Below are 25375 nucleotides of genomic sequence, written 5' to 3' on the forward strand. Positions count from 1 at the left end.
TCACTCGCGAGCGCGGTCCGCGAGTGCCTTCACCTGCGGGCCGATCTCCTCGACGATCAGCGCGACCCCCTCGGCATTGGGGTGGATCCCGTCATCCTGCATCAGCCGGAATAGGTTCTGCCCCGACAATCCGGCCAGAAAATTCCTGAAAAACAAGGCGTCATACTTCTCGGCCAATTCGGGATAGAGGCTGCGCACCGCATCACGATACTCCGCCCCGTAATTCACGGGCGCGGGCATCCCGGAAAGCAGGATCGGCAAATCCTTCGCCGCGATCTGGCCCATGATGCCGTCGAGATTGCTGCGCATCTCCGCCGGGCTCAACCCGCGCAAGAGGTCATTGCCCCCGAGCGTCACCATCACCGCATCGACCTCATCGGTCAGCGTCCAGCCGATGCGCTGCAAGCCGCCCGCCGTGGTGTCGCCGGAGACGCCGGCATTGAGAAGCCGCACATCCTCCGCGCCATTCTCCGCGAGCCACGCCTCAAGCTGCGGGACGAACCCTTCCTCGACCGGCAAGCCATAACCCTGCGTGAGACTGTCGCCAAAGGCCGCGATCACGACCTCCGCCGAAACCGGTGTGGACACAAGAAAAATTGCCGCTGAAAGGTGGTAAACGGCGCGGCGACCCTTAAATAGGGCGCGAGCCGACAGGAGATTGCCGATGACCGCCTTTGCCCTCGACAACGTAGAGCTGAGCCTCGACGCATCTTCCGGAAAAGTCGATATTCTCAAAGGCATATCGCTGGACGTTAAAGCGGGCGAAGCAGTTGGCTTGATCGGGCCTTCGGGGTCTGGCAAATCGTCTCTCCTTATGCTCATGGGCGGGCTGGAGCGGGCCACCGGGGGCCGCGTCACCGCGCTTGGTCAGGATCTTGGCGCGCTTGGCGAGGATGGCCTTGCCGCCTTTCGCCGGGATCATATGGGCATCGTCTTTCAATCTTTCCACCTTATCCCGACGCTCACGGCAATTGAAAATATCGCGACCCCGCTGGAGCTCGCAGGCGCCTCCGATGCGATGGAGCGGGCGCAGGCGGAGCTCGAAACCGTCGGCCTCGGACACCGCGCCGATCACTACCCGTCGCAGCTTTCGGGCGGCGAGCAGCAGCGCGTGGCCCTCGCCCGCGCCGCCGCGCCGCGCCCGGAACTGCTTCTTGCCGACGAGCCGACCGGCAATCTCGACAGCGACACCGGCGCGCAAATCCTTGATTTGCTGTTCGGATTGCAGGAGCGCCACGGCGCGACGCTGGTGATGGTCACCCACGCCCCGGACCTCGCCGAGCGCTGCGACCGGGTGATCCGCATGAATGACGGGCGGCTGGCATGACCCTTCTGCGCCTCGCCCTTCGGGACCTGCGCGGCGGGATCGCGGGCTTCCGCATCTTCCTGCTCTGCCTCGCCCTCGGCGTCGCCGCGATTGCCGGGATCGGCACGGTGCGCGCCGCCATCGAGACCGGTTTGGAAAACAATGCCGCCGAGATCATGGGCGGCGAGGCGGAGCTGACCCTCACCTATCGCTATGCCGATGAGACCGAGCGCGCCTGGTTGAACAGCGCGGGCGATCTCTCTGAAATCGTTGAGTTTCGCTCCATGATCGGCACCAGCGAAGCGGCGGCGGACCGGGCGCTCACGCTGGTGGCCGGGGTGGATGAGGCCTATCCGCTCATCGGCGATGTCGAGCTTATCCCCGCCATGCCGCTTGATGATGCGCTCGCGGGCGACGGCACCCGCCCCGGCCTTGTCGCGGACAGCAATCTCGCCGCCCGCATCGGCGCGGAGCCGGGCGATATCGTGACCCTTGGCGGCAACGAGTTTTACCTCTCCGCCCTCTTGATCGCCCGCCCCGATGAGGACCTCGGCGGCTTCGATTTCGCGCCCTCCACCCTCGCCCGCCTCGCCGATGTGCAGGCGGCGGGTCTCACGGCGGAAGGCAGCCTTTTCGACAGCCTCTACCGCCTCCGCGTCGACCCCTCCGCCCTCGACAGCACCCGCGCCGAGGCCGAAGAGGTCTTTGCGGGCAAGGGGATGCGCTGGCGCGATGTGCGGCGCGGTGCCCCCGGCGCGAGCCGCATGACCGAACGGCTCGGCGGCTTCCTGATCCTGCTCTCCCTCGCCGCCCTCGCCGTGGGCGGGATCGGCGTCGGCGCGGCGGTCCGCGCCTGGCTCGACGCCCGCATCCCCACCATCGCGACCCTGCGCAGCGTCGGCATGACCGGCGGCGGCGTGATGCGGCTTTTTGCCATTCAAATCAGCCTGATGGCCGCGCTTGGCATCGCCATTGGCCTGCTGTTCGGCATCGGTATCCCGATCCTTCTCTCCGGCCCGATCACCAGCCGCCTGCCCTTCCCGGCGGAGTTCACCCTCTACCCGCGCCCGATTTTCGAAGCTCTGCTCTATGGCGCGCTGATCGCCGCGATTTTCACCATCCTGCCGCTCGCCCGCCTCCGCGAGGTTAAAATCGCCGTGCTCTATCGCCGGGATTGGGGCGATGCGCGGCCCGGCACCTGGGCGCTCGTGGTCGTCGCGGCGCTGCTGGTCGTCCTCGTCGGCGCGGCGGCTTGGTTCTCGGGCATGGAAATGCTCACGCTCTGGCTCTCCCTCGGCCTTGCGGGCGCGATGCTGGCCCTCGCCCTCGCCGCCCGCGGGATCGCCAAACTCGCCGAAAACATGCGCCGCCGCGCGGGCTCGCCCGTCTCGCGCCTCAGCCTTGCCTCGCTCAGCGGACCGCGCAGCGATCTTGGCGCGGCGATGCTCTCGCTCGGTCTCGGCCTGACGGTTCTGGCCACCATCGGGCAGGTCGACAGCAATCTGCGCAATGCGCTGGCCAATGAACTCCCCGAGCGTGCCCCCGCCTTTTTCCTCGTGGATATCCAACAAAATCAAAGCGCCCCCTTGCAGAACCTCCTCACAGACCAAGGCGCAACCGACATTGAAACCGCCCCCATGCTGCGCGGCGTTCTGACCCGGATCAACGGCGAGGACGCCCGCAGCGTCGCGGGCGAACACTGGGTCCTGCGCGGCGATCGCGGCGTCACGATGTCCGGCCCGCAGCCCGAAGGCAGCGAGATCGTCGAAGGCAGCTGGTGGGACCCGGACACCCCCGACGCCCTTGTCAGCTTCGCCGCCGAGGAAGGCGAGGAACTCGGCCTTGCCCTTGGCGATGAGCTGACCGTCAACGTCCTTGGCCGCGATGTCACCGTCACCATCGCCAATTTCCGCACGGTCGATTTTTCGGATATGGGCATCAATTTCGTGATGGTGATGAGCCCGGCGACGCTCGCGGGCGCGCCTTACACGGAACTCGCCACCGTCTACGCGCCGCAGGAGAGCGAGACCGCGATGCTCCGCGCCATGGCCGAAACGACGCCGAATGTCACCGCCATTTCCGTCCGCGAAGGGCTGGCCCGCGCCCGCGAGACACTGGACGAGTTGGCCGCCGCCACCCGCTGGAGCGCCCTTGCGACGCTGCTCACCGGCTTTGCCGTGCTGATCGGCGCCGCCGCCATGGCCGCCCGCGCCCGGATGCAGGAGGCCGCGATCCTCAAATCCGTGGGCGCGAGCCGCCCGCGCATCCTCGCCATTCACGCCCTCGGCGCGGGCTGGACCGGGCTTGCGGCGGGCCTCATCGCTCTTGTCACCGGCGCGCTTGGAAGCTGGGCGATCATGCGCTTCGTTTTTGAGGCCAGCTGGCGGTTCGACTGGACCAACGCGCTCCTGACCATCGGCCTTGGCGTGCTGACCGCGCTTCTCGCCCGCCTCGCCTTCGTGGCCGGGCCGCTCCGGGTCAAGCCAGCAAGGATATTGCGCGACGAGGGCTGATTTTCCGCCCAATTCAGCAAAACCATGCGAGCCGTGCGGAATCCGCACCGTCCAATCTTGAAATGCGGCCCGAAAAGTCCGATATTTGGGAGGATTTCAACTTGGAGGACCTCATGGCCCAACCGCATGGCTATCAAAGCCAACAGACCGTCCGCACCGGTGCACGTGACATCGACGCGGGCTTGCGCGCCTATATGAACAAGGTCTACAGCCTCATGGCGATCGCAATGGTCGTCTCGGGCGCTGTGGCCTATGTGTTCGGCACCGATCTTTACGCCCTCACCCGCGGCCAGGAAACTGCCGTGATCCCGGAAGGCGTTCTGCTCAGCCTGTTCAACTCGCCGCTGAAATGGGCGGTGATGTTCGCGCCGCTGATCTTCGTCTTCGCCTTCAGCGCGACCATCAACCGCGTCAGCCAAAGCACGGCGCAATTCATGCTCTACGCCTTTGCCGCGCTGATGGGGCTGTCGCTCAGCTCGATCTTCGTCTTCTATACCGGCATGAGCATCGCGCAGACCTTCTTTGCAACCGCAGGTGCTTTCGCCGCCCTGTCGCTCTGGGGCTACACCACCAAGCGCGACATTTCGGGCTGGGGCAGCTTCCTGTTCATGGGTGTGATCGGCGTAGTTATCGCATCGATCATCAACATCTTCGTCGGCTCCTCGGCGCTGCAATTCGCGGTCTCCGTGGTTGCGCTCCTGGTCTTCGCTGGCCTGACCGCCTATGACACGCAGCGTCTGAAGAACACCTATCTGGCCCTCGCCCAGCATGGCGGCGCAGCGGCAGAGATGATCGGCAAATCCGCCGTGATGGGGGCGCTCTCGCTCTACATCAACTTCATCAACATGTTCATGTCGATGCTCTCGCTCTTCGGCGCGACCAACGAGTAAGACCTGACAGAGACGATAGAAAGCCCGGCCAAGCGCCGGGCTTTTTTTATGGCTCAGTCCCTTTCGCGCGTGAACGCCGTCACGCCGTCAAACGCGGGCAACCACGCCTCGCGGCGGCAGGTCCAAAGCTCATAGGTCGGCGTGAACTGGCTCGGCGCGTCAAAGGCCCCGAGATGCAGCTCGACCTCGTCCTCGCTCAGCGCATAGACGGAACTGCCGCAGATCGGGCAGAAATGACGGCCCTCATAGACCTGCGTCGCGCCGTCAATCCTGACCTGATCCGGTGCGAAGATCGCGGCGGCATAGAACACCGCCCCATGATGCTTCCGGCACGCAAGGCAATGGCAAAGCCCGACACGCTCCGGCGCGCCAGTCGCCGTGAACCGCACCGCGCCGCAGAGACAGCCGCCCGTGGTCTCGCTCATCATCGCCTCCCTTTTGCCCCCAGCCTCCCTCGGAACGGCGCGGCGGATCAATCCCAGATCAGCGGCAACACATGCTGGCGTGTCAGCGGCGCGAGAACCAGCGCCTCGGCTTCCGCCCGCTGCACCCAGACCGCTTCGGCAATCTCCGCCTGCACGGTGATCGGCGCGTCCCACTCAAACCGGTAAATCTCGCCATACGCCACATGCCCCGCCTCATTCGCGGCGGGCGCTTCGAACCGGCCGAGATAGCGGGCCGTGCCGGGGGCCAGATCCAGCGCCAGCTCTTCCTGCAACTCCCGGATCAGCGCCGCCTCGGCGCTCTCCCCCGGCTCGATCTTGCCGCCGGGCAGCATGAAGGCCGCCGTGTTCTTCTTGCGCGCCAAAAGCAGCGCCCCATCGGCCCGCAGGATCGCGGCGGCAGCGATAAAAATCTCTTTCATATCAAACACCTTGGCGACAGAATACCCGACAGGCGGCACCGCGCCCGCGCGCACACCCACGCGGCCCATCCCCAGCAAACCCCGTGAAAGCGCCGCGCGCTTTCTCCGCTGGATCCCCTTGCAAAACGGCACAAAAAAACCCCGCGCAAAGGCGGGGTCTTTTGCGTCAGGCCGATCACTTACTTGATCTTGCCTTCTTTATATTCGACATGCTTGCGCGCCACCGGGTCGTATTTCTTCACGACCATTTTCTCGGTCATGGTGCGGGCATTTTTCTTGGTCACATAGAAGTGGCCGGTATCCGCCGTCGAGTTCAGGCGGATCTTGATCGTGGTAGGCTTAGCCATCTCAAACTCTCCTCGCGGCGCGTGAACGGCGATCCGCATGAAATAAAGCGCCCGTGAAACGGGCAAATTCGGAAATTGCCTTTTACGCCTCTCAGCCCTGCTGTCAAGGCGAATCGGCGCGGTTTATTTGGGCAGATCCTCGATATAGGTGAATTGCTGCATCCGGTCTTCCTCGCGGAAATAAGGCACCGGACGGACCGGGCTCGGATCATCCAGAAGCGCCTTCACCTCCTCCAGCACCACCGTGGTCACATAGGGCATCGGATAGTCCTCGATCTTCGAGAGCGGGATCCATTGCAGATCCGACAGCTCGTCATCGGAGGCGGAGAAATCATCCGGGTCGCCCTTGAGCGCATCCGCTTCGGCCATGAAGAACCGCGCATCGAAGCGGCGGGTGCGGCCCGGCGGGGTCACGGCGCGGAAGATGAAGCGCAGGCCCGAGGCGTCCGGCAAATGCCCGGTCGCGAAAAACTGCGCCCAGTCCTCGGTCGGGGCGGGAATGGCGTCCGCGCCGGGATCGGCATCGCCGAGCATCAGCCCCGCTTCCTCGTAAAGCTCGCGGATCGCCGCATTGGCGAGCGCAGGCCCCAGATCGCCCAACCGGCAAGCAGGCAGCGCGCGCAATGGCACCCCCGGCACATCGGCGTCCTGCGGATCGACCGCCCCGCCGGGAAACACGAATTTGTCTGGCATAAAGGCCGCGCCGCGCCCGCGTTTGCCCATCAGAACCGAGGGCTCGCCATCCCGGCGAATAAGCACAAGCGACGCCGCATCACGGATGATTTTCGATTTGTCCGTTTCCGGGGTCATGCGGGAACCTCGCCGCGATGTGGATAAAATAGAAATTAGACCCCCTCACGCGTCATGGCACCCGTATGGGGACCCGGTGGAGCGTCACTGTCAAAACCGTACATCCGTTTTGCCCATTGTGTTCCCACAAAACAACCCTTGAGTCGCGGCAAAAGATAAAGCGAGAGCGCAATGAAAAAGAGCGAGAACACCGCCGCCATGACGCCGGGATTGGGCTCCCAGATCTCGTAAACCGTGATCATCAGCGGCGCCATGACATGGCCGGTGATGAGCATCGTCATCCAGGCTGGGCCATCATCGGCGCGGTGATGGGAGAACACCTGCCCGCAGACCATGCAGTCGTCACGGGTCTTGAGATAGCCATCCATCAGCGGGCCCTGTCCGCAGTTGGGACAGCGCAATCCCCATCCGTGTTTGACGGCTGGCATTAGCGGGCGGTCATTGAGGGCGTTTGCATCCATAGTATGGCATACAATACGGATCAAACCGCGCTTTGAAAAGCTCTTGCATCACTCTGCGGCATTCCGCCGCGCGCCTCAAGTCCTTGATTTTATTAGTTAAGGATATTTTTATGCGATTTTTTTCGTTTTTCTTCGACGGGTCCGGCGGCCCTGCTGCGTATCAGTCACGAAGCAGCAAGAAACAGCTTCGAGCAAAAATAAAGGAACGTTCACATGAAAACATTTCTGATGAGCACCGTCGCCGCAACCCTTCTGGTCTCGGGCGCCGCTTATGCCAAAGGCCCGGACGGGCATCACGACCGCCGCGGCCCGGCCCCGATGATGATGCAATTCGGCGAAATTGATTCGGATGGCAACGGCGAGATCACGCCCGAAGAGTTCACCGCGTTTCAGGAGGCCAAGTTTGACGCCGCCGACGCCAATGGCGATGGCAATCTGGATGCGGATGAGCTGATCGCCCGGCAAGAGGCGGAAGCCGAGGCGCGCCGCCGCGCCGGTGTCGAGCGGATGATCGAGGCCCGCGATGAGAATGATGACGGCGTGTTGAGCGCCGAAGAACTCGCACCGCGCGAAGATATGGCCGAGCGCATGTTCGAGCATCTCGACGCGGATGAAAACGGCGCGATTTCCCAGGAAGAGGCCGAGAACGGTCCGAAAATGGGCAAGCGCGGCGGTGAGCGCGGTGAACGTGGTGAGCGTCCCGGCGATCGGGGTGAACGTCCGCAGCCGCCGGAGGGCGATGCGCCCAATGCTGACGCCCCGAATGGCGAGCCGCCGATGGCGCCTGAGGCCGAAGGCGAGGCTGACAACGCCGCCGACAGCGAGTAAGAGCAGGCAATACAGGCATATCTCCGGGGCGGGATTTCCCTCTCGCCCCGGAACCACCGCAAGCAACCGACGGCAAGGCAGGGCACAGGCAGCGTGCAAAGTGACGAAGAGCTAATCGCGGCCTATGCGGGCGGTGACGAGCGGGCCGCGCGGCAAATCGCGGACCGGCTGCTGCCGCCTGTCCTTTCCCTCGCCCGGTATATGCTGAGCGATCCGGCGGAGGCCGAGGATGTGGCGCAGGAAACGCTGCTAAGGCTCTGGAAACTGGCCCCGAACTGGGAAGCCGGACGCGCCAAGCCCGAGACATGGGCCTACCGCGTTGCCGCCAATCTCTGCACGGACCGTCTGCGCCGCCGCAAACGCATCAGCGGCGAGGAGGTCCCCGAGCAGGAGGACGACACGCCCGGCGCCGAGGCCCAGCTTGGCGAGGCCGACCGCGCCGCTGCCCTGCGCGCCGCGCTCGCCACATTGCCCGAGCGTCAGCGCCTCGCCCTGGTGCTGCGCCATTTTCAGGACCATAGCCAAGCGCAGATCGCAGAGGTTATGGAGATCAGCGAAGAGGCCGTCGAAAGCCTCCTTGCCCGCGGCAAGCGCAGTCTGGCCGCAACATTGGAATCGCGCCGTGCGGCGCTCAGTTTGGAGACTGGGTCATGAGTGACGATCTCGACAGCTATTTCGCGGCGGCCCGCGAGGCGGAACCGGGCGTTCCCGGTGATCTCCTGGGGCGCGTTCTGGCCGATGCGGCGGCGCATCAGCCCAAACCTTTTACCCTGTGGCGCTTCCTCGGCGGCTGGAAAGGCGCACCGGCGCTGGCCTGCGGCGCGCTCATGGGGCTCTGGATCGGCATGGGCAATGTGACCGACACGGCCAGCGCCTTCACCGGCTACGACATCGCCGCCACCCTCGACAGTTTCGCGGAGGCTGAGTAATGCCCTTCACCATGACGTTGAAAAAACTGCGCTATCTGCTGCTCGCCTCGGTGCTGGTCAATGTGATCCTCGCCGGGGTGGTGCTCGGGCCGCTGGTCTCAGCGGACCGCAAACCCCCGCCGCCCCCGCCGGGCGATCTCGTGGCCGGGATGATCCACGCCCTGCCCGAGGCGGCGAAAGACGAGATGCGCCGCGATTTCCGCGAGCGCCGCAAGGGGCCGGAGAACCGCCGCGAGGAGCGCGCCGCGCAGGTCCGCGCCATCACCACGGCGGTCGAGGCCGAGCCCTTCGATCCCGCCGCCCTTGAGGCCGCGTTGCAAGCCTTTCAGATGCGCACCGATGAAGACCTCTCCAACCTGCGCAGCAAGCTGATCGAGCAGGTCGGCGAGATGACCCCCGAAGAGCGCGCCGATTTTGCCGAGAAACTCCGCGACCACGGGGCGCGCGGCAAGAAGGGCCGCAAATGAAACAGGAAACGGCGGTCTCTTTCGCGCAGGACTATATCCTCTGGCTGATCCAGCAGGAGGACCGGCTCGCCGGGTTCATGAACGGCACCGGCAACAGCGTGACCGAGCTGCGCGCCGGTGCCGGCGATCCGGCCTTTCTGGCGGGCCTGCTCGACTGGCTGCTCACGGATGAGGCGCAAATCCTCGATTTCGCGCAGGAAACCCAAATCCCGCCGGAGCGCGTGCTCGAAGCCCGCGCCGCGCTCCCCGGCGGCGATGTGCCTCACTGGACCTGAGCGAGCCAGCCCGGCAATTCGGAAATATCCTCCAGCACCACATCCGCATGGGGCGCCAGTTCCTCGCGGCTGCGCGTGCCGGTCAGAACGGCGACACAAGTGCAACCCGCCGCGCGGCCCGCTTTCATATCCGCAATGGAATCGCCGATCATCACCGCATCGCTGGCCTTGCGGTCGAGCTTCTCCAGCGCCGCCGTCACCATCCCCGGATCGGGCTTTGCGCCAAAGCCGCTGTCAAACCCGACGACGGCGCGGAAATAGCGCTCCACCCCGAAATGCGCCATCTGCCCGCGCGCGGAGGTCTCGCCGTCGTTGGTGACGATCGCCATCGCATAGCCCTCATCCGCCAGCGCTTTCAAAAACGGCGCGAGTTCCATCACCGGCACCGGCATCGCGCCCGCAAAGGCCGCATGGGCAGCGCGCTGGATCTGCTCGTGCGACACCTGTGGGAACCCGTCCCGGATGATCTCCTCCATCTGCGGCCCGGCGGCGTGCACCAGCGGCGAGCCTGCGGCGATATGCCCCTCCGGCGAGATCTGCAAATACGCGCAAAGCTCGGCAAACAGCGCGTCATCACCGCCCGCAACGCCCCGCACCATCTTCAAAAACGGCCCCTGCCAGCTTTTGCGAAAATCAAACAGCGTGCCGTCTTTATCAAATAGCAATGCGCGGATCATGGGGGGTCTCCTTCTGCTCGTCCCCTCCCTATCCGCCCGCGCGCGGGCAAGCAACGCCTCAAAGATTGCGCCGCGCGCGACCTCGCGTCTAAGCTGGCCCTGCGCGAACTCACTCGCGCCAAAAACAAACGGAGGAGCTTCCATGCGACATGTCATGACGTCTCTCATTCCTATTGCTGCAAGTTTTGCACTCACCCTCCCCGCCCTTGCGCAGGAGGACGCGATTTATTCCGGGATGGACCGGATTCATCCGGTCTGGGCCGAAAATGGCATGGTCGCCGCGCAGGAAGCGGTGGCCGCACGGGTCGGCCTTGAGATCCTCGAACAGGGCGGCAATGCGGTCGATGCCGGGGTCGCCGTGGCCTTCGCGCTGGCGGTGACGCTGCCGCGCGCGGGCAATCTGGGCGGCGGCGGGTTCATGATCGTGCATGACGCGGAAAGCGGCGAGACCAAGGCGATTGACTACCGCGAAATGGCCCCCGCCGGTGCGGAGCGCGATATGTTCCTCGATGAGAATGGCGACGCCGATAGCGAGCTGTCGCGCTTCACCGGCAAGGCCGCGGGCGTGCCCGGCACGGTCGCCGGGATGCAGCTTGCCCTCGATGAATATGGCACCATGACCATGGCCGAGGTGATCGCCCCCGCCATCCGTCTCGCCGAAGAGGGCATCGAAGTCACCCCCGCCCTTGCGGACAGTCTGATCGCGCTCGAAGAGCGGCTGAAGAAATGGCCGTCCTCGGAGGCGATTTTCTACACTGAAGACGGCTTCTACGCTCCCGGCGACACGCTGGTGCAGGCGGATCTCGCAAACACTCTCAAAGCCATTGCCGAGCAAGGTCCGGCGGGCTTCTATGAAGGCCCGGTCGCCGAGCAGATCGCTGCCGCCGTGCAGGCTGCCGATGGCCCGATGACCGTCGAGGATCTCGCCAATTACGAGGCCAAGATCCGCGAGCCCGTCACCGGCACCTATCGCGGCTATGATATCGTCTCAATGCCGCCGCCCTCCTCCGGCGGGATCCATATCATCCAGATCCTGAACACCATGGAAGGCTGGCCCATTGGCGCGCTCGGGTCCAACAGCGCGCAAACCGTGCATCTGATGGCCGAAGCGATGAAACGCGCCTATGCGGACCGCTCCGAATTTCTGGGCGATTCCGATTTCGTGGATGTCCCGATCGCGGAGCTGACCTCCAAGGATTACGCCGAAGACATTCGCGCGCAAATCGGCGATTACGCGACTCCGTCGGAGAACATCAAACCCGCCGATCTCGCGCCTTACGAGTCGAATGAAACCACCCATTTCTCGATCATGGACAAGGATGGCAATGCGGTGTCGAACACCTACACCATCAACTTCTCCTATGGCTCGGGCATGGTGGCGGACGGCACCGGCGTTCTGATGAACAACGAGATGGACGATTTCTCCGCCAAGCCGGGCGTGCCGAACGCTTACGGGCTGATCGGCGGCGACGCCAACGCGGTGGAGCCGGGCAAACGCCCCCTCTCCTCCATGTCGCCGACCATCGTGATGAAGGACGGCGAGGTCTTCCTCGTCACCGGCTCCCCCGGCGGCGCGCGGATCATTACGACGACGCTTCAGGTGATCTCCAACGTCATCGACCACAAGATGAACGTCGCCGAAGCCACCAACGCGCCGCGCTTCCACCACCAATGGCTGCCGGATGAGCTTCGGATCGAGGAAGGCTTCAGCGCCGACACCCTCAACATCCTGCGCGGCAAGGGCCACACGCCGGTGGAAATGGACGTGATGGGCTCGACCCAATCCATCCTGAACGATCCGGAGACGGGGTTTTTCTTGGGCGCGTCTGACCCGAGGGCAGCGGGAGCTGCGACGGTTGGGTATTAAAGTGAGATCAGAAAAGGGGCCACGCGGCCCCTTTTTACCTAAACGAGGGTTCATCGGTTGATCCGGCACCCGATAGCGCCCTAAAACTCCCCCTCAGACACTCAGAAAACAGGCAAAACCATGCCCGACACACCGAGCGCCAGCACGTCCGATTTCGTGATCAACAGCCCGCTCGCCTTGCCGGTCCTCATCATCCTGTTTCTCTATTTTTTTGTCCGGTATTTTCTGGTGCTGCTGGCCATCCTCGACGCGGTCATCTTCGGTTTCTACGATCTTATGACCCGGCATCTCGACAAGATGCAGAGCCTCCGTGCCGCCCCATGGTGGCCGTCAAAAGGCAAGCGCCGCAAAATCCTGATCCACTGGCTGATCGCGACCGGCCTGCTCATCGCCTTCATCCTGATCGCCTTCCGGCTTCGCTGGATCGAGCAGGTCCCCAACTGACGGGAACGACCTCACGTGTCCCACGCCCTGATTTTGAGGGACACCCAAGCCAACCCGCGTTGGACAAAAATCAAGGATTGGCGATCCCACGAGGACTCGAACCCCGAACCTGCTGATTAGAAGTCAGCTCGTCCGTATGTATTTTCAATGGGTTAGGTAGTGCGTGTCTCTTTGATGTCTCTACGTGGTCGCGGTGGGACTCGAACCCACATACTTCCGTTTAGAAGACGGATGCTAATCCAGTTTAGCTACGCGACCGCGTATTTCCATCTCTACGCTGCTGAAGCTAGACTTTCAAGCTGACTGCGAGACGCTGTGCTCTATGGCACGGGTATCAGCAGATTGCAACGGCAGTGGCAACGGCTCACCTTTACCAATCTCTGCTGTGCGTCCACTTACGACAAGTTGACGCACCTTATCTGTGTATTGTGAGAGCAGTGTTTCCATTTCAGGCGGACAATCGCGCTCTATCTGTTTCCAATCATCACCTGTGTTGGGTTGGTAGTGCGGAAACCAGCCAGTGTAAAAGTGATAATCGGGTCGAATGTCGATAATGTGCTTGCCGTCAAAAATGCGTCCGCCAACCTCTACGGGTTTTTGAGCCATTTTTGCGTGAATGACACGTTCTAAGTCTTTTCCTGCTTCGATAGACACTTTGCTTAGTTGGTCGTAGCCGTAGCGTACGAGATAGCGATATTGTTTCATAGTATTTCGGTTTTATTGTGTTCCTCTTTGTATCTGATAACTGCATGCTCTAACTGCTTCCACTTGTCACGTAGTTGCACGGGAGTAGTGATTGTCGGGCAATAGCGCATGGTGTTTGTTTTCGGAAGAAAGCTCACTCGCTTCATAACTTCGTCAAAGCCATATTCTTCAATCAAGAAGTCACAGGCTGTGCGTTGCGTTTTGTTTCCATAGTAGGCTTTATTTTTTCCGTCCACCGCTTCAAAAGCTTTGATTATGTCTGCTCCCAACACGGAAAAGCTCGCCTTTTCCTTATGAGTATTACTTTCTTTATAGTATTGCTCCCTTATAGTATTACTTACCGTACGGGTTTTCCCACGTTGGGATTTTCCCACGTTGGGATTTTCCGTATGTGGCTCATACGGGTTTTCCGTATGGGGCTTTATGAGAATATGATAAAGCACACGCCCGTTATTTTGACGTTCCCTTTTGATGAAACCTGCTTGCTCTAACTCTTTGATGCCTGAAAGTGTTGCGTCAACGCCGTCTGAAGCTTCTTCAGCAATACGACGCGTTGAAAAGTTCCAACCGTCAGGCTTTGAATAGATAAAGGCATAAATACCTTTTGCTTTCCACGACAATGAGCTGTCCTCTAACAACTTGTTAGTAACCTGTGTAAAACCACTAGGCTGTCGCTTCGATTTTGATACTGACATAATAGAAAAACCGCTCTCAAAGAGAAGAGAGTAACGCTAGTGTCTTCGCGCACTAGTGGGGTTTCTCCCCTCTCTTCCCCTTGATAACGGTCTTAATTTAAGCGAAGAAGATGTATAACACAGTACTCCGCGCGTTACAACGTAGTACTACAGTACATTATACCAATACACAAAAACCGCCTGTGGGGGCGGTTGTGGATAAGAAAAAAGCCCCGTGTCTACGAGGCATGAAGGCTTTTTGCTCAATATTACAAATATTGAATACTTCTATTTTACTACCCCTCGCACGAAACGCAAGTGCTGTCTGGTGCAGCGTTTACCACCACCTCTTTGTACGTGTAGCCTTTTTCGGCAAGGTCTTGATGATACGCAAGGTCTTTGTCGTTGCTGATAACTGCAATGGTTTGTTCGTTGTCGGGCGCTGTGCGAATGTAGCGCGTGCCTTTTTGGAGTGTCATTTGCCTATTATAGCAAACTGTCTCTGTAGGCATCTAAGAGGCTGTCGATGCTAGGAAACGGCACGTAGACACCTAGCTCTGACATGAGCTTATTGTATTCCTCAAACACCTCGTTGACTTGGTCGGTGGTGAGTTCGGTAGTGCTTTTCGTACCGTACATGCTTTCTTGAATAGCACGCCATACGGCTTTGACCAGCTCTGGCGTAGGCTCTATGCGGTGCTGTTCCATTTTGGTAACGATAGTACGCATAGTGACACCTTCCTCGACTAACGCTTTTGAGGTGTTATCAAATAATTTGTGCAAGCTACGGTTTTGAAGAGTGGTTCGTTTCATTTGCTCTTATAGTACGCGATACGTTCTAAAAGCCAAGCTTTGCTATCCCCAGTATACGGCTTGCGAAAGTTGCGCTCGATAGTTTCAAGCTCTTTTTTGCCGTACTTTCTAACGATTGCTTTTCGATAGTTAGGGATATTGCCATGCAAGAAACAGTTACACTCACCACACTGGCAGTGCACGTTTGTTTCGCTGTAGTAGTATTCTAAACCGCACGCAGACTTTGGCATGTAGTGTCCAGCCTGTGCGTTGCGTCCCTCTACCTTTTTGCCACAGGTAAAGCAGATGTTCTTGTCGCGTTTTTTGATATAGCGTGCGAAGTGTCGCCAGAGTGTCTTTTTAAGAGAGGCGACAGTTTGAGTTTTTGCCACCTCTCTATTATAGCAGTTAGCCGATAGGACAGTCTTTCAGCATTGCCTCGGTTCTTATAGACTCTGTGTTGCCAGAATACATTGGATTTATGAGCATTCCGACATTGCCACCCTGTCGCTTTTGATACTCTGCTTGCAACTCACTGCACGACATCTGCGATATGCGATGCCTATAATCGTTTTGGTCGCTTGAAAGTGCATTTGTGGCGGCGTTTGTGATTGCATAGCCACCTGCGGCGGCACAGCCTTGTAGCAACATTGCGCCTACGATAAAAATTGAAACTCTTTTCACTTGACCCTCACTCTTTATGGTCGGGACAGTCTAGCGGGACGCGATTCGACGTCAACCTTTTTGTTGGCTTTCAGGGAGTCGAACCCCGATTATCTGCTTCAAAAACAGGCGTCCTACCGTTAGACGAAAAGCCAATTTCACAAGCTGTTATGAGGGGGTAAGGATTTGCCAAAAGAGTATAGAGCAACCATACGGAAGCCCATCATTTGTGTAGTCACCTTACATTGCCTTCGGAGATGCACTCTCCTATTGACCGTAACAGTGCATGTCTATGCGTCTACCTATTCCGCCACCCCTCATAACAACCTACGATTTTTCTTTCGTGTATTTCTGATACTCACTCACAGACATCTCTCTTATGAGAATACCACCGTCATTTAGTAAATCCGCAACAGTCCACGAGTATGTTGTTGGACTTGTTGTCTTATCTATGCTCCGAGTTTCGGAATGCTCATTCTCCATTAAGCAAAATGCAACATCTGCATGATATTCGCCTTTATGTTTTTGTGAGACAGTTAGTTTTTTCATATGTTTGTGAGAAAGAAAAGCACACCGTAGCGTGCTAGTTGTATTGGCGATTGGTTCGGTCTTGCCGTGCCTTCTCTATCTTCGCCAATTGCTTCCATCGGTACGATTGCGGTCATACCGATTGAGTGAGAAATGTTCTCTGTAGCAGTGGAAAGTATAAATACTTATATACCACTATCACAAACTATATTTTTTCACAGTTTATTTATAATTTGAATCTGAGAGGTTGCAATTCATTTCTGCATCTCCTCAAACATCAACTCGATAGTAGTTGTCCATATACTCCACGTAACGTATGGGAGTAGGATAATCATTGTATATCTCCTTGTGTGTTTTGATGAGCCACGTGAGCCACCGTTTCATTTGCTGTTTCTCTGGTTTGTTTCTCGCACGGCGTTTCTTCCGTTTTTCGAGTTGACCCTTGGTCAGTCTGTATTTTCTTGAGTAAGCCATTTGATACCTCCCAGTAAAAACAAGCTTTGCAGTGTGGACGCGGATGCCAGAAGCATACGAAGTCCAGCAGTGGAACAATGAGCCAGCCCTCACGATACGCACGAGAGCAAAGCATTTCTTCAACACCGCCACAGAGGTAGCGGTTCGCTTTACGTGAAAGCCAAACTCGCCACATCTTTTTTCTCCTGTAATGAGCTTCTACGTTTAGTATACCACGTGCTGTTTTTAGTTATCCACAGCAGTAGTGCTTGCATTATTTCTGTAGCAATATACTATATATGTATAGCAATAAGAAATACAAAAATATGAGTACACAACACACAGACGGTTACTGGGAAGCACAACAAACAATGGTCGCAGATGCAAAAGCATATCTTGATACGCTCGACATCTTCGACATCAACACAGTTAGCTTCTACGATGTCGTAGAAGCATTACAACTACAAAACATTGCAGAGCGCACAGAGGTTGCCATTTGCAACATCATCACCGAAGCAAAAGAAGAAGCAGACGTGCAACTTGATTATCAGTACGAAGTAGCACAATCGGGATATGGTACGTATTAGACGAAACGCGTTTGAAATGAAAGCGCACGAGCAATCTATTAAAAAGCGTGAGGCACGACCCTCACACCCGCATTCAATCGAAACGTATGCCAATCCATTTAAGCGACCAATTCTATGAAAATCACAATCACAATAGACGGACACACGAAAGAGTATAGCGGCGATACAGACCTGCACCACTCACAAGATTGGAACGCACGAGTGTATCACCAGATGAATGAGGTAGAAGATTACAAGCGAAAACCTAATCCGTTTGACTAACATGACATCAAAAGAAACAAGCGCAATCATCACACTGATAGTGATTGCAGTAGCCATTCTGGTAGCAGAGTGGGCAGGGCTAACAGACGCATTTATCGAATTATTTTAGAGATATGAAAAAGGATTACAAAAGCACCAATAAAAACATTTGCGTCTGTGGTTACTGGAATAGCGACGGCACTCTCAATACTGAAAGACCAAATGCAATCAAGTATATGCACACTAAAGAATGTCCTTGCATCCTTGTAGATAACACCCCCGATGTGCGTATCCTGCCAGCACTATCTCAAATATAGTATGAAAACATTTAACGACGACCCAGCTCTCAAAGAGCTACTACTCAAAGAAACCATTGCACATCGTGAAGCTGATGAGTTGGTGCGTGGTACATACAACGAAACAGATAGCGAAACATTTAAGGGCTGTGCTGTCGGCTGTGCTGTTGACACACTCAATCGCAAGCTTGGGAAAGATTATAACAACGGAGACCACGAAGCTTTAGAAACAGAGGGGTGGTATCCAGCATGGTTGGCATACTTGCAAGACACTTTCTTTGAAAACGTAACAGAGTATAAAACATGGCCAGAGCGTTTTGTCGCGGCTATCCCAGCAGGTGTGGAGTTTGAAACGCTAGAGCGCGTGAAGTGGCAGTTCCTTTCGTACCTTATGGACGAGAATATCGCTAGAGTAGAAAAGCTTGACATCGACGCAGACCTAAAGAAGCAGGTGCTTGATGCTATTAAAGGCACACAAAAAGTAGCAGATGATGCGTTAAATACTGGTGTGTGGAATAAAGGTGCGGCGAGCGCGGCTCGGAATGCGGCGATTGAGGTGAGTGTGGTGTGGGGCGCAGCGAGTGCGACGAACGCGGTGTGGGGCGCGGTGAGTGCGGAGAGTGCGGCGAGTGCTGCGAACGCGGCGAGCGCAGCGGAGAGTGCGGCGAGGGGTGCGGAAATCAGTGCGGAGACGAGCGCGTACGATAAACACTCCGAAAAGCTGTTGGAGTTATTAGAAGCTAGTGAAAAATAGTATGAAACCAATCACAGAAATAGTGGAGGAGTTTGTAAAAGAGGCAACTAAAATGTCAGAGTTTAAATGGCAAAATGGTGAACCTATCGAGTGGTATTTTGATGTTGAAGAAATGCCGAAAAAACTGCGTGAAATGCTGCCCACCACCCTAGAAGCAGATAGAAAGGCGGTGCGGGAGGAGGTTCTCAAAGAATGCCTTGCCATTGTAAATGGATATGGTTTGGCAATATCAACAAAAAATGCCTTCTACACAGAAGAACAGGTATGCGCAGGTATTGCGGAAGATATAAAAAAATTAAAACACTAACAAAATAAGGGTATGAAAGAAATAGAAAGACTAATAATCATAAATGGAGTTTATAAAATCATTGTGACCAGAGGAGACTCATTTAAGGCTGTGGAATTAGCAATAGCGGAGTTTTATAAACACTTGAAGAGTCTTATGGAAGAGTACGAAAAAGCAGACCAAGATATGAAAAATATGTACGACTTAGAATATATAAGACAAGGTATAGAAGACATACAGGTGATAGATATTACCACTACAGACAATAAGAAAGTTGTATGACACCAAACAAAAAAATGAGAGTGAGGTGGTACGAGGGCGTGAAACAAAAACTACTCCACCACATCCGCAACCACGAAGTGTGTAGAGGGGATTTAATGGAGGGGAGTTCTCTTGATAAAGAACAAAAGCTAGAGTGGTCCTATCGTTTTCGCAGACATAAGTATTATTCTGACGAAGATGAGTTAGAAACATTGTCTGGCTACAGCCCAGAAGTAGAGCTACGGCACTTGCTGTTGGTGTTAGATAAAGATAATTACAAAAATAATCCATATTGGTATGGTCTTGAAACCACTCGCGATAACAAAGGTCGATATTACGCTCGGATTTGTAGAATGTATGGCTCTGGTGTAGATGAGCATTACGATGCTACGAATATTGAAATAGACCTCACCCAGCCATTCGAACGCCAACAGCCAGAGGTTTATGAGCAGTTATGTAAGATTTTAGAGATAGAATAACAATGAAATATGACACAAACACAAAAAATTAAAGCCTACATCACAGGTGACATCAAAGCAAAACAAGAACTGTATCGACAGTTAGACGTGACGGTAGCAGGTAGCGGTGAAAAGATACTCCGCATACTGCGCGAAGCTTATGCACAGGGGAAGATAGATATAGTGATTAAAAAGTAGTATAGTAGTTATACGTCCACCATGACGCTAAAAGGGCTTAATATATAACATAGTATTATGAAGACAATAAATCTAAAAGGAAAAGAGTATGCGCCTGTAAGTGCGCGACTAGAGCAGTTTCATAGCGACCATAAAAAAGGTACTATCGAAACAGAGCAACTTTTCAACGAAGGGTACGTTATTTTCAAAGCGATAATCGCACTCGATGATAACCGTACATTTACTGGTCATGCTTTCGGCAAAATAGGCAAAGAGAAAGCCTTTGAAAAAGTAGAGACAACGGCAGTCGGGCGAGCACTCGCATTTGCTGGCTATCTCGCAGGCGGTGAGATTGCGTCGTATGACGAAGTAAAGGCGTTTGAAGACGATAACGCTAAAGCGCCTGAGCAAACAGAAACACCAGACGTATCGAAAAAAGATGCAATTGCGCAGTTGAAGAAAGCTACTACTAAAGACGAGCTGACAGATATTTGGAAGTCACTTTCTGCATCGCAACGTAGTGACACAGAGGTGCGTGCGATGTCTAAAGAGTTAGCCGATAATCTCGAATAATATGGATATTAAACGAACAGAACAGCTCTTAGCGGTACGCAATGAGATTGCAGAGCTAAAAGAAAAGCAAGACATTGAGATGAAACCACTCAAAGACTTGCGCGACAATCTGCAAGAAGAGCTTATTGAAGATATGAAAGAGAATGGTATGCGCTCGGTCAAAACAGAGCACGCCAATTTCTCGATTGCATCACGCAAAGGCTATGCGTTTGTCAACGAAGTTGAAGCAATGAAATGGGCTACAGAGCATCGTTGTACAACTATTGACAAAACACGCGCGGCGCAGGAACTCAAAAAGCTTGAAACTCTACCTGACTTCGTAGAGCCTGTCGAAAACGAGTACATTAGCATCAAACCAGTAACAAAATAATATGAATAAGCACATTATCTTAGGAAACCTCACACGTGACCCAGAATTGAAAGCGTTGCCAAGTGGAAGCCAAGTCTGCAACTTCGCAGTTGCGACCAATCGCACATACAAAGACAAAGACGGCAACACACAAGAAAAAGCACAATTCCACAATGTTGTTGTGTTTGGTGCACAAGCAGAGGCGTGCTCTAAATACCTTGCAAAAGGACGCCAAGCACTTGTAGAGGGACGCTCTGAAACTCGCACCTATGAGGTTGGAGAGGAAAAGCGATACATCACAGAGCTAATTGCAGACAATGTTACCTTTGTCGGTAAAGCGCCAAGTAAAGTAGGTGACACAGACGAAAAGTACCCAGAGCAAGACATTAATCCAGAGGATATTCCTTTCTAACAAATAACATATGACACCAATTCTATTTGTAACTGTCCTAGCACTTGTAGTGCTGTACATGCTAGGCAATAAAGCTCTCAAGCTACGTCGAGAGGTGATGCTAGAGATACTTGAAACCTTGAAGGTATCAGAGGTATCAGAGCGCGACGAACGCATGTCACAAAAGCAAGCCTTGCGCCTACAGAAAGAGCTAACAGCGCTTGGAGAATTGCTTGGCTATGAGTACAATCACAACCACGACACGTACCTTGTAGACGAGCCTATCTGGGTGAAACAAAAACGAAAGCGCGGACGTCTAAAAGGTAGCAAGAAAAAGTAGACAAAGAGAAAAGCCCCACATCGGGGCTTTTTCTTATGCTTGAGCGAGATATTTTAGGTGCAATCCTTTGTTGTGGCACACCCATGGTGTCCAACCGCTTTCATCGTACAGCATACGAGCATACGCGATGTTATCTTCTACATTCCACTTATCAAGTCCTAGCTCTGCGAGACGCGCATCATGCACTGAGTTCAGTTGATATAGCCCTCCGTCTGTTGTGCCGTTGTTGTTGGCGGGGTTATAAGCATCAGCTCGTAGCCCACTCTCGCACATAGCTACCGCGATAGCTGTCTCTTCGTCCTCTGGAAACGTGGCACGTATCAGCGCCACAATCTCCTCTCGCCCTGCTGTTACGACAGCTCGCACAGGCGCTTCCTTTCGCACTGGCGACACCAGTGCACGCGCAGGCGCTTCCTCTCTTCAATTGTCCTCAAGGTTCAATCGACGCTCTTTCAGCTCTGCTTCGACATCTGCGAGCACTTGTGCCTCAATCTTTTGAAGCTCAAGCTCGATGTACGCTTGTCGTTGCTTGTCTGCTTCCGCTTCAATCTCACTTAAAGCGGTGTTTTGCGCGTCCTTTATTCGTTTCTCGGTACTATCTACCTCTTTCTCTATTTCTACCGTCACAGGCTCGTTTTGAGCTTCGTATGAGGTAGTTTGAGATGACAATACCGCCATTCCCACTACTAATGTCAGTATAACTGCAAAAATAATGTGTTTAGGTTTAATAAGCCTATTGGATTATCGTTTAATGTGGCACGAATGCCTGTCTATATAGTACACAATCATATATACATATATAGTAGTTATCCACAATCAAGATGTTCTATGTGGATTATCACCACCAAAGGCTAGGAGCTCTATCAAGATGATTGGCACAATCATTATCATGCCGATAAGCGGGTGCATTGCGCCCACGAATGAGAGCCAGCCTTGCAGGTGGTGTAGTGCTTTCATTAGCGTTTGAAGATAAAGCTTTTCACGTCTGGGCGGTCAAGCTGATTCCAAATCAAAAGAATGAAAGATACAGCTTGTCCGATAGCCGCCACCGTTTCAATAACAGCGTCTTCGCTTACCTCTACGCCAAAGAATGAGAGTGCGAACAAAATCAGTCCGACACCGTTTTTACTCAATACCATAATGTGTTTTTGGGTTAATCGTTAATGCGTTCCAGTTTGACGATGTGATAGCGTCAAGTCTGACCTCATTATACCAAATATCCATGTGAAAATGCGCACCTGTGGTGTACCCTGTGTTGCCTGTGTGAGCGATTAAGGCACTTTGGCGGTACGTTCCTAGCTTCGGGATATAGTTGAGATGTAGCCAGCGTTCGACAAAGGTTTCACCATTATACTCATACTGTACATGGCAGAAATTACCTAAGCTTTCACTGTAGCCTGATGCTATCACCTCACAATCAAGTGGAGCATATACAGGTGTGCCGACAGGGGTGGCAAAATCAAGTCCAATGTGTCGGCATGTTGTTGGATACCAGTTACAATTGTGCGTGCCGTACGCTTGCGAGATAGCAAAATCACGTACTGGTAGTGTCAGCGTTTGAGGCTTTTTTTTTGCAAGGATTGCGGTGAATAGCTCGATGATACGAATGAGCACCGCTCGCAGTGTCTTCGCCCAAAGTGTGCGGATAGGTCGATACTTCGCCATGTCGATGTCAGCAAAGGCTTCACGTAGCGTACCGTCTTGCCCATGCAAGTCGTGTGTGTCGTCTTTTTCACCTGTCCCTGCTTTCAATTCGTGACGTACTTCGTGCAAGATTGTTTCAATGAATTGGTTGAACTTGCGTCCGCGCCGTGTGTGTTCGTCTGCCCACATATACAGCTCGCCTGTATCATCAGCGTCATTGTGGCGTGAACCGCGCAAGGTAGTTTTGATACCCCACTGCTCTTTTTGCTTAGACGTCATGTGCAACACGGTAAAGTCTACGTATTTAGAGCGTAGTGTAGCGTCGAACCATTCGTGCGTGATACGTCCCTCTGCATTTACCTCTGGTCGTAGCTTTTGATATTCGATAGACACGGTGAAGCGTCCGTTTTGCACAGTGTTCAGTACAGCCTCGATAGCGTCACACTTTGCTTTGATTGTGCGCCAGTTTAGAACGTCTGCGTCTGTAGTGACGATTTTTAGGTGGTAGAGATGTTTCATAGTTATTTGTTACGCCATAGATAATAGCCCACCCATAGATAGCCTAGTGGTAGGAGTGATAATACGAGCTGGCGCAAGCCGTGTGTGCTGTCTAGCTCTGATGTACCTGCCACAAAGACAGACATCAGACACAGTGTCATAAATGGGTAAAACTTACGTTTGTACGCTATCCCTGCAACGAATAGGTATATGAGTATGCGTAGTGCAATAAAAATCATAGTGTTTGTAAGTATTCTAAGATTGTAATGACAAAGTAGCCTACTCCTGCGGCAATAAAGACCGCCAACGCCAGCATTTCTTTGTTAAAGATTTGCTGAATGACTGGTTTGCCTTTCACAACATCCGCGTGCTTCACTTCAATCTTTGGTGCTTTCTCCATTTGTGTTACACGCTTTTCGAGCTTTGTCACGCGTCCGTTTGTTTTCTTTGCTTGCTCATAGGTAGCAGAAAGCACCGCAGACTGTCGCCCCTGCTCTTCTTTTATGTCCATGAGTGCTTTGTATATTTCGTGTTCTGCCATACTAAAAGAAGTGCCAGAAGCCGTTATTACTTATAACTGGGGTGACTGTCCAAAAAGTGTCGGGGTTTGATTGGTTGGCGTATTCGGTGGCTTCCCAGTCGTTAGATACCGCAGAGTTTCTGTAACGTAATTCAGTAAAGCTCCCTTGGTTATACCGATTTACAATAGATACACCGCCACCAAATTCAAATTGATTATCCGTCTTGCCTTCTGTACTAAAACTTACAGAAGACACTGGTTGCACACCGTTTTGTAAAAGAGAAAATGTTGTCCCGTTTTTTCTTAAAGTAACCTTTTGCCAAGAGTTAGTTTTTACAGACGGTCCGAAAGCTGTTGTAATAACCTCTGCGTCATTATCTCGACGAGAAGCAACTTTAGTATTTCCATCACTATCTACCGATAGAGAGAAAAACTGATTTGGACTAGGACCTGTACCTGGGTAATTACCAAAAACTGGTGCTTCTCTAGGTGGTGAATACGTATTAAAGTAATTCTTAACAAAGGCAGTTATTGTCACGTCCTTATTTTCAAGCTCTGTCAGATTAGTAGAACCACTGACTGACCAACTGTCATTTGAACCATCAAGGTATAAAGCATCTCCAATAATTCCTGGAGTATTTCCAAAACTAGCACCACCACTTACAGTCGGAGTGTAATTTCCAGTACTATCAATGTCATTATGGCAATGCATTACAAGTTCATAGTCACTCCACACCGCATTACGCCCATACGTGTCAGTCACCGCATAGTCAGCACTCACACCGTCATACTCTACGTAGTACGTGTCACTGTTTGAAAGTGCATCTAGCTTCACCCACATGATAGACGGTGAGACAATCTCACGCGGCAATTCCACACTCTTACTTTCATCTGTGTAGACACGAACACTATCTGCTTCTGCTTGTGTGGTGATGCCTAGGATAGACAGGTCTACCGCTGCAGGGAAGTTTGTGTGTGTCCCTGTTGCTTGGGTTGTTGAGAGGAGAAACTTTTGTGTTGGGGGTTGTGGGGGTTGGGTGTAGGTGACTTCCACTTCCACCTTACCAACACCCCACTGGAAATCATTTCCAAATGGTGCACCTTCGTATGAGAACCCTTCAAAGCGAAGTTCATTTACTTTAGTCCATGACCAACCACCAGAGGGTTCGTCCATAACCCTCCATGTGTCCCAAACAGGGGTCGAGTCGCTAGCCCATAATCCTGTGTAATCTGCTCCAAGACTAGGTGACACTGCCTCTCCCCCACTTTTTACGTAACTGACTACGCTGTGCTCTCCATCTTGGTAAGTGTAGGCGCGTACTCGCACCTGAGAAATCTCTCCTCCTGTTGTGGGGCAATTGACACCCTCAAAAGATATACTGCTTCTAGTAGAAGTATTTTCAGTAAGAGTTGCTTCGTTCCCATCAAAAACATTGGTGGTATTGAACCACCCTGAACCAAACGTGCTTGAAATGTGACCATCAAAATAAAATATTTCTACTGCCAT

The 25375-nt window shown here is 54.4% G+C and carries 38 protein-coding genes and 2 tRNA genes; 20 read left to right on the forward strand and 20 right to left on the reverse strand.

The annotated features are described in order from the left end of the window. The gene (locus tag ACMA5I_RS10110; protein WP_525886145.1) at positions 1–588 is read right to left on the reverse strand and encodes an arylesterase; all 588 of its coding nucleotides are present in this window, start codon (positions 586–588) and stop codon (positions 1–3) included. A 76-nt stretch (positions 589–664) separates the two neighbouring features. Here ACMA5I_RS10110 and ACMA5I_RS10115 point away from each other — a divergent pair, with 76 nt between their 5' ends. From ACMA5I_RS10115 to ACMA5I_RS10125, 3 genes are all read left to right on the forward strand, one after another. Further along, positions 665–1327 (forward strand): ABC transporter ATP-binding protein, encoded by a 663-nt coding sequence (locus ACMA5I_RS10115; RefSeq protein ID WP_525886146.1) that lies wholly within the window; start codon positions 665–667, stop codon positions 1325–1327. Beyond that, positions 1324–3819 carry an ABC transporter permease gene (locus ACMA5I_RS10120; protein ID WP_525886147.1) on the forward strand — a complete coding sequence of 832 codons (2496 nt, stop codon included), beginning with the start codon at positions 1324–1326 and terminating at the stop codon, positions 3817–3819. The genes ACMA5I_RS10115 and ACMA5I_RS10120 overlap by 4 nt, the downstream gene beginning before the upstream one ends. Positions 3820–3932: 113 nt before the next feature. Continuing rightward, a complete protein-coding gene (locus ACMA5I_RS10125; protein ID WP_525886148.1) occupies positions 3933–4709 on the forward strand; it encodes a Bax inhibitor-1/YccA family protein in 777 nt (258 codons plus the stop codon). Between the two features lie 53 nt (positions 4710–4762). Here ACMA5I_RS10125 and ACMA5I_RS10130 read toward each other — a convergent pair whose 3' ends face one another. The 5 genes from ACMA5I_RS10130 to ACMA5I_RS10150 all read right to left on the reverse strand — a co-directional run bounded on the left by ACMA5I_RS10130 (position 4763) and on the right by ACMA5I_RS10150 (position 7099). Next, positions 4763–5134 carry a GFA family protein gene (locus ACMA5I_RS10130; RefSeq protein ID WP_525886149.1) on the reverse strand — a complete coding sequence of 124 codons (372 nt, stop codon included), beginning with the start codon at positions 5132–5134 and terminating at the stop codon, positions 4763–4765. Positions 5135–5181: 47 nt separating this feature from the next. Beyond that, complete coding sequence (locus ACMA5I_RS10135) at positions 5182–5574, reverse strand: NUDIX hydrolase (protein WP_525886150.1); 393 nt, start codon at positions 5572–5574, stop codon at positions 5182–5184. Between the two features lie 179 nt (positions 5575–5753). Continuing rightward, positions 5754–5921 (reverse strand): 50S ribosomal protein L33, encoded by a 168-nt coding sequence (gene rpmG, locus ACMA5I_RS10140; RefSeq protein WP_009572866.1) that lies wholly within the window; start codon positions 5919–5921, stop codon positions 5754–5756. Between the two features lie 123 nt (positions 5922–6044). Beyond that, a complete protein-coding gene (locus tag ACMA5I_RS10145) occupies positions 6045–6731 on the reverse strand; it encodes an NUDIX hydrolase (protein WP_525886151.1) in 687 nt (228 codons plus the stop codon). A 35-nt stretch (positions 6732–6766) separates the two neighbouring features. Next, positions 6767–7099, reverse strand: a complete 333-nt coding sequence (locus ACMA5I_RS10150; RefSeq protein ID WP_525886152.1) for a DUF983 domain-containing protein — start codon at positions 7097–7099, stop codon at positions 6767–6769. Positions 7100–7405: 306 nt separating this feature from the next. Here ACMA5I_RS10150 and ACMA5I_RS10155 point away from each other — a divergent pair, with 306 nt between their 5' ends. Genes ACMA5I_RS10155 through ACMA5I_RS10175 form a run of 5 tightly spaced genes read left to right on the forward strand, consistent with a single transcriptional unit; the run spans position 7406 to position 9691 of the window. Further along, positions 7406–8020: an EF-hand domain-containing protein gene (locus tag ACMA5I_RS10155; protein ID WP_525886153.1), complete on the forward strand. Its 615-nt coding sequence runs from the start codon at positions 7406–7408 to the stop codon at positions 8018–8020. A gap of 33 nt (positions 8021–8053) precedes the next feature. Next, positions 8054–8674, forward strand: coding sequence for an RNA polymerase sigma factor (locus ACMA5I_RS10160; protein WP_525886295.1), 621 nt, complete (start codon positions 8054–8056; stop codon positions 8672–8674). Next, positions 8671–8949, forward strand: coding sequence for a hypothetical protein (locus tag ACMA5I_RS10165; RefSeq protein ID WP_525886154.1), 279 nt, complete (start codon positions 8671–8673; stop codon positions 8947–8949). The genes ACMA5I_RS10160 and ACMA5I_RS10165 overlap by 4 nt, the downstream gene beginning before the upstream one ends. Then, entirely contained in the window at positions 8949–9416 is a 468-nt protein-coding gene (locus ACMA5I_RS10170; RefSeq protein ID WP_525886155.1) for a periplasmic heavy metal sensor, read from the forward strand. The genes ACMA5I_RS10165 and ACMA5I_RS10170 overlap by 1 nt, the downstream gene beginning before the upstream one ends. Beyond that, entirely contained in the window at positions 9413–9691 is a 279-nt protein-coding gene (locus tag ACMA5I_RS10175) for a DUF3572 family protein (protein ID WP_525886156.1), read from the forward strand. Before ACMA5I_RS10170 ends, ACMA5I_RS10175 begins: the two co-directional genes overlap by 4 nt. On the opposite strand, the gene ACMA5I_RS10180 is transcribed toward ACMA5I_RS10175, so the two are convergent. Next, positions 9679–10368: an HAD family hydrolase gene (locus ACMA5I_RS10180; RefSeq protein WP_525886157.1), complete on the reverse strand. Its 690-nt coding sequence runs from the start codon at positions 10366–10368 to the stop codon at positions 9679–9681. The genes ACMA5I_RS10175 and ACMA5I_RS10180 overlap by 13 nt on opposite strands. A gap of 142 nt (positions 10369–10510) precedes the next feature. Here ACMA5I_RS10180 and ggt point away from each other — a divergent pair, with 142 nt between their 5' ends. Then, positions 10511–12235: a gamma-glutamyltransferase gene (gene ggt / locus ACMA5I_RS10185; protein WP_525886158.1), complete on the forward strand. Its 1725-nt coding sequence runs from the start codon at positions 10511–10513 to the stop codon at positions 12233–12235. A gap of 120 nt (positions 12236–12355) precedes the next feature. Then, a complete protein-coding gene (locus tag ACMA5I_RS10190; RefSeq protein ID WP_525886159.1) occupies positions 12356–12679 on the forward strand; it encodes a hypothetical protein in 324 nt (107 codons plus the stop codon). Positions 12680–12864: 185 nt separating this feature from the next. Here the strand turns inward: ACMA5I_RS10190 and ACMA5I_RS10195 are convergent. From ACMA5I_RS10195 to ACMA5I_RS10230, 8 genes are all read right to left on the reverse strand, one after another. Continuing rightward, positions 12865–12937, reverse strand: a tRNA-Arg gene (locus ACMA5I_RS10195). 36 nt (positions 12938–12973) lie between these two features. Beyond that, positions 12974–13384 (reverse strand): hypothetical protein, encoded by a 411-nt coding sequence (locus tag ACMA5I_RS10200; RefSeq protein WP_525886160.1) that lies wholly within the window; start codon positions 13382–13384, stop codon positions 12974–12976. Next, positions 13381–14004, reverse strand: coding sequence for a helix-turn-helix domain-containing protein (locus ACMA5I_RS10205; RefSeq protein ID WP_525886161.1), 624 nt, complete (start codon positions 14002–14004; stop codon positions 13381–13383). The genes ACMA5I_RS10200 and ACMA5I_RS10205 overlap by 4 nt, the downstream gene beginning before the upstream one ends. Positions 14005–14354: 350 nt before the next feature. Next, positions 14355–14537: a hypothetical protein gene (locus tag ACMA5I_RS10210; RefSeq protein ID WP_525886162.1), complete on the reverse strand. Its 183-nt coding sequence runs from the start codon at positions 14535–14537 to the stop codon at positions 14355–14357. 7 nt (positions 14538–14544) lie between these two features. Beyond that, positions 14545–14871, reverse strand: a complete 327-nt coding sequence (locus ACMA5I_RS10215; RefSeq protein ID WP_525886163.1) for a hypothetical protein — start codon at positions 14869–14871, stop codon at positions 14545–14547. Further along, entirely contained in the window at positions 14868–15242 is a 375-nt protein-coding gene (locus ACMA5I_RS10220; RefSeq protein ID WP_525886164.1) for a recombination protein NinG, read from the reverse strand. The genes ACMA5I_RS10215 and ACMA5I_RS10220 overlap by 4 nt, the downstream gene beginning before the upstream one ends. Positions 15243–15597: 355 nt before the next feature. Continuing rightward, positions 15598–15668 (reverse strand) — tRNA-Gln (locus tag ACMA5I_RS10225). 704 nt (positions 15669–16372) lie between these two features. Further along, on the reverse strand, positions 16373–16690 hold the full coding sequence (locus ACMA5I_RS10230) for a hypothetical protein (protein WP_525886165.1): 318 nt from the start codon (positions 16688–16690) through the stop codon (positions 16373–16375). Between the two features lie 103 nt (positions 16691–16793). On the opposite strand from ACMA5I_RS10230, the gene ACMA5I_RS10235 reads away from it, so the two are divergent. The 9 genes from ACMA5I_RS10235 to ACMA5I_RS10275 all read left to right on the forward strand — a co-directional run bounded on the left by ACMA5I_RS10235 (position 16794) and on the right by ACMA5I_RS10275 (position 20887). Then, positions 16794–17081, forward strand: a complete 288-nt coding sequence (locus tag ACMA5I_RS10235) for a hypothetical protein (RefSeq protein WP_525886166.1) — start codon at positions 16794–16796, stop codon at positions 17079–17081. 558 nt (positions 17082–17639) lie between these two features. After that, positions 17640–18371: a hypothetical protein gene (locus ACMA5I_RS10240; RefSeq protein ID WP_525886167.1), complete on the forward strand. Its 732-nt coding sequence runs from the start codon at positions 17640–17642 to the stop codon at positions 18369–18371. A 1-nt stretch (position 18372) separates the two neighbouring features. After that, entirely contained in the window at positions 18373–18678 is a 306-nt protein-coding gene (locus tag ACMA5I_RS10245; RefSeq protein WP_525886168.1) for a hypothetical protein, read from the forward strand. A 12-nt stretch (positions 18679–18690) separates the two neighbouring features. Then, positions 18691–18939, forward strand: coding sequence for a hypothetical protein (locus ACMA5I_RS10250; protein ID WP_525886169.1), 249 nt, complete (start codon positions 18691–18693; stop codon positions 18937–18939). Further along, complete coding sequence (locus ACMA5I_RS10255) at positions 18936–19397, forward strand: hypothetical protein (protein WP_525886170.1); 462 nt, start codon at positions 18936–18938, stop codon at positions 19395–19397. The genes ACMA5I_RS10250 and ACMA5I_RS10255 overlap by 4 nt, the downstream gene beginning before the upstream one ends. Before the next feature lie 9 nt (positions 19398–19406). Beyond that, a complete protein-coding gene (locus ACMA5I_RS10260; protein ID WP_525886171.1) occupies positions 19407–19574 on the forward strand; it encodes a hypothetical protein in 168 nt (55 codons plus the stop codon). 57 nt (positions 19575–19631) lie between these two features. Beyond that, entirely contained in the window at positions 19632–20126 is a 495-nt protein-coding gene (locus tag ACMA5I_RS10265) for a hypothetical protein (protein WP_525886172.1), read from the forward strand. Between the two features lies 1 nt (position 20127). Continuing rightward, positions 20128–20496 carry a hypothetical protein gene (locus ACMA5I_RS10270; protein WP_525886173.1) on the forward strand — a complete coding sequence of 123 codons (369 nt, stop codon included), beginning with the start codon at positions 20128–20130 and terminating at the stop codon, positions 20494–20496. Position 20497: 1 nt separating this feature from the next. Continuing rightward, positions 20498–20887, forward strand: a complete 390-nt coding sequence (locus ACMA5I_RS10275) for a single-stranded DNA-binding protein (RefSeq protein ID WP_525886174.1) — start codon at positions 20498–20500, stop codon at positions 20885–20887. 352 nt (positions 20888–21239) lie between these two features. On the opposite strand, the gene ACMA5I_RS10280 is transcribed toward ACMA5I_RS10275, so the two are convergent. Then, entirely contained in the window at positions 21240–21536 is a 297-nt protein-coding gene (locus tag ACMA5I_RS10280; RefSeq protein ID WP_525886175.1) for a lysozyme family protein, read from the reverse strand. 90 nt (positions 21537–21626) lie between these two features. Next, positions 21627–21884, reverse strand: a complete 258-nt coding sequence (locus tag ACMA5I_RS10285) for a hypothetical protein (protein WP_525886176.1) — start codon at positions 21882–21884, stop codon at positions 21627–21629. Between the two features lie 242 nt (positions 21885–22126). On the opposite strand from ACMA5I_RS10285, the gene ACMA5I_RS10290 reads away from it, so the two are divergent. Next, positions 22127–22300, forward strand: coding sequence for a hypothetical protein (locus tag ACMA5I_RS10290; protein WP_525886177.1), 174 nt, complete (start codon positions 22127–22129; stop codon positions 22298–22300). A 31-nt stretch (positions 22301–22331) separates the two neighbouring features. Here the strand turns inward: ACMA5I_RS10290 and ACMA5I_RS10295 are convergent, their stop codons facing one another. From ACMA5I_RS10295 to ACMA5I_RS10305, 3 genes are all read right to left on the reverse strand, one after another. Next, the gene (locus tag ACMA5I_RS10295) at positions 22332–23369 is read right to left on the reverse strand and encodes a M23 family metallopeptidase (RefSeq protein WP_525886178.1); all 1038 of its coding nucleotides are present in this window, start codon (positions 23367–23369) and stop codon (positions 22332–22334) included. A gap of 214 nt (positions 23370–23583) precedes the next feature. Then, a complete protein-coding gene (locus ACMA5I_RS10300; protein ID WP_525886179.1) occupies positions 23584–23889 on the reverse strand; it encodes a hypothetical protein in 306 nt (101 codons plus the stop codon). A 1-nt stretch (position 23890) separates the two neighbouring features. Beyond that, on the reverse strand, positions 23891–25375 hold the full coding sequence (locus ACMA5I_RS10305; RefSeq protein ID WP_525886180.1) for a hypothetical protein: 1485 nt from the start codon (positions 25373–25375) through the stop codon (positions 23891–23893).

It is taken from the genome of Jujubicoccus corallicola (assembly GCF_047345645.1).
In the GTDB taxonomy this organism is placed as follows: domain Bacteria; phylum Pseudomonadota; class Alphaproteobacteria; order Rhodobacterales; family Rhodobacteraceae; genus JBLEFH01.

Excerpts from the sequence above, each read along its gene's own strand:
- ACMA5I_RS10115 (WP_525886146.1), top strand. The coding sequence starts at position 665 with ATGACCGCCTTTGCCCTCGACAACGTAGAGCTGAGCCTCGACGCATCT.
- ACMA5I_RS10120 (WP_525886147.1), top strand. The coding sequence starts at position 1,324 with ATGACCCTTCTGCGCCTCGCCCTTCGGGACCTGCGCGGCGGGATCGCG.
- ACMA5I_RS10125 (WP_525886148.1), top strand. The coding sequence starts at position 3,933 with ATGGCCCAACCGCATGGCTATCAAAGCCAACAGACCGTCCGCACCGGT.
- ACMA5I_RS10130 (WP_525886149.1), bottom strand. The coding sequence starts at position 5,134 with ATGAGCGAGACCACGGGCGGCTGTCTCTGCGGCGCGGTGCGGTTCACG.
- ACMA5I_RS10135 (WP_525886150.1), bottom strand. The coding sequence starts at position 5,574 with ATGAAAGAGATTTTTATCGCTGCCGCCGCGATCCTGCGGGCCGATGGG.
- rpmG (WP_009572866.1), bottom strand. The coding sequence starts at position 5,921 with ATGGCTAAGCCTACCACGATCAAGATCCGCCTGAACTCGACGGCGGAT.
- ACMA5I_RS10145 (WP_525886151.1), bottom strand. The coding sequence starts at position 6,731 with ATGACCCCGGAAACGGACAAATCGAAAATCATCCGTGATGCGGCGTCG.
- ACMA5I_RS10150 (WP_525886152.1), bottom strand. The coding sequence starts at position 7,099 with ATGGATGGCTATCTCAAGACCCGTGACGACTGCATGGTCTGCGGGCAG.
- ACMA5I_RS10155 (WP_525886153.1), top strand. The coding sequence starts at position 7,406 with ATGAAAACATTTCTGATGAGCACCGTCGCCGCAACCCTTCTGGTCTCG.
- ACMA5I_RS10165 (WP_525886154.1), top strand. The coding sequence starts at position 8,671 with ATGAGTGACGATCTCGACAGCTATTTCGCGGCGGCCCGCGAGGCGGAA.
- ACMA5I_RS10170 (WP_525886155.1), top strand. The coding sequence starts at position 8,949 with ATGCCCTTCACCATGACGTTGAAAAAACTGCGCTATCTGCTGCTCGCC.
- ACMA5I_RS10175 (WP_525886156.1), top strand. The coding sequence starts at position 9,413 with ATGAAACAGGAAACGGCGGTCTCTTTCGCGCAGGACTATATCCTCTGG.
- ACMA5I_RS10180 (WP_525886157.1), bottom strand. The coding sequence starts at position 10,368 with ATGATCCGCGCATTGCTATTTGATAAAGACGGCACGCTGTTTGATTTT.
- ggt (WP_525886158.1), top strand. The coding sequence starts at position 10,511 with ATGCGACATGTCATGACGTCTCTCATTCCTATTGCTGCAAGTTTTGCA.
- ACMA5I_RS10190 (WP_525886159.1), top strand. The coding sequence starts at position 12,356 with ATGCCCGACACACCGAGCGCCAGCACGTCCGATTTCGTGATCAACAGC.
- ACMA5I_RS10200 (WP_525886160.1), bottom strand. The coding sequence starts at position 13,384 with ATGAAACAATATCGCTATCTCGTACGCTACGGCTACGACCAACTAAGC.
- ACMA5I_RS10210 (WP_525886162.1), bottom strand. The coding sequence starts at position 14,537 with ATGACACTCCAAAAAGGCACGCGCTACATTCGCACAGCGCCCGACAAC.
- ACMA5I_RS10215 (WP_525886163.1), bottom strand. The coding sequence starts at position 14,871 with ATGAAACGAACCACTCTTCAAAACCGTAGCTTGCACAAATTATTTGAT.
- ACMA5I_RS10230 (WP_525886165.1), bottom strand. The coding sequence starts at position 16,690 with ATGTGGCGAGTTTGGCTTTCACGTAAAGCGAACCGCTACCTCTGTGGC.
- ACMA5I_RS10235 (WP_525886166.1), top strand. The coding sequence starts at position 16,794 with ATGTATAGCAATAAGAAATACAAAAATATGAGTACACAACACACAGAC.
- ACMA5I_RS10240 (WP_525886167.1), top strand. The coding sequence starts at position 17,640 with ATGAAAACATTTAACGACGACCCAGCTCTCAAAGAGCTACTACTCAAA.
- ACMA5I_RS10245 (WP_525886168.1), top strand. The coding sequence starts at position 18,373 with ATGAAACCAATCACAGAAATAGTGGAGGAGTTTGTAAAAGAGGCAACT.
- ACMA5I_RS10250 (WP_525886169.1), top strand. The coding sequence starts at position 18,691 with ATGAAAGAAATAGAAAGACTAATAATCATAAATGGAGTTTATAAAATC.
- ACMA5I_RS10255 (WP_525886170.1), top strand. The coding sequence starts at position 18,936 with ATGACACCAAACAAAAAAATGAGAGTGAGGTGGTACGAGGGCGTGAAA.
- ACMA5I_RS10260 (WP_525886171.1), top strand. The coding sequence starts at position 19,407 with ATGACACAAACACAAAAAATTAAAGCCTACATCACAGGTGACATCAAA.
- ACMA5I_RS10265 (WP_525886172.1), top strand. The coding sequence starts at position 19,632 with ATGAAGACAATAAATCTAAAAGGAAAAGAGTATGCGCCTGTAAGTGCG.
- ACMA5I_RS10270 (WP_525886173.1), top strand. The coding sequence starts at position 20,128 with ATGGATATTAAACGAACAGAACAGCTCTTAGCGGTACGCAATGAGATT.
- ACMA5I_RS10275 (WP_525886174.1), top strand. The coding sequence starts at position 20,498 with ATGAATAAGCACATTATCTTAGGAAACCTCACACGTGACCCAGAATTG.
- ACMA5I_RS10285 (WP_525886176.1), bottom strand. The coding sequence starts at position 21,884 with ATGGCGGTATTGTCATCTCAAACTACCTCATACGAAGCTCAAAACGAG.
- ACMA5I_RS10290 (WP_525886177.1), top strand. The coding sequence starts at position 22,127 with ATGAGAGCCAGCCTTGCAGGTGGTGTAGTGCTTTCATTAGCGTTTGAA.
- ACMA5I_RS10295 (WP_525886178.1), bottom strand. The coding sequence starts at position 23,369 with ATGAAACATCTCTACCACCTAAAAATCGTCACTACAGACGCAGACGTT.
- ACMA5I_RS10300 (WP_525886179.1), bottom strand. The coding sequence starts at position 23,889 with ATGGCAGAACACGAAATATACAAAGCACTCATGGACATAAAAGAAGAG.
- ACMA5I_RS10305 (WP_525886180.1), bottom strand. The coding sequence starts at position 25,375 with ATGGCAGTAGAAATATTTTATTTTGATGGTCACATTTCAAGCACGTTT.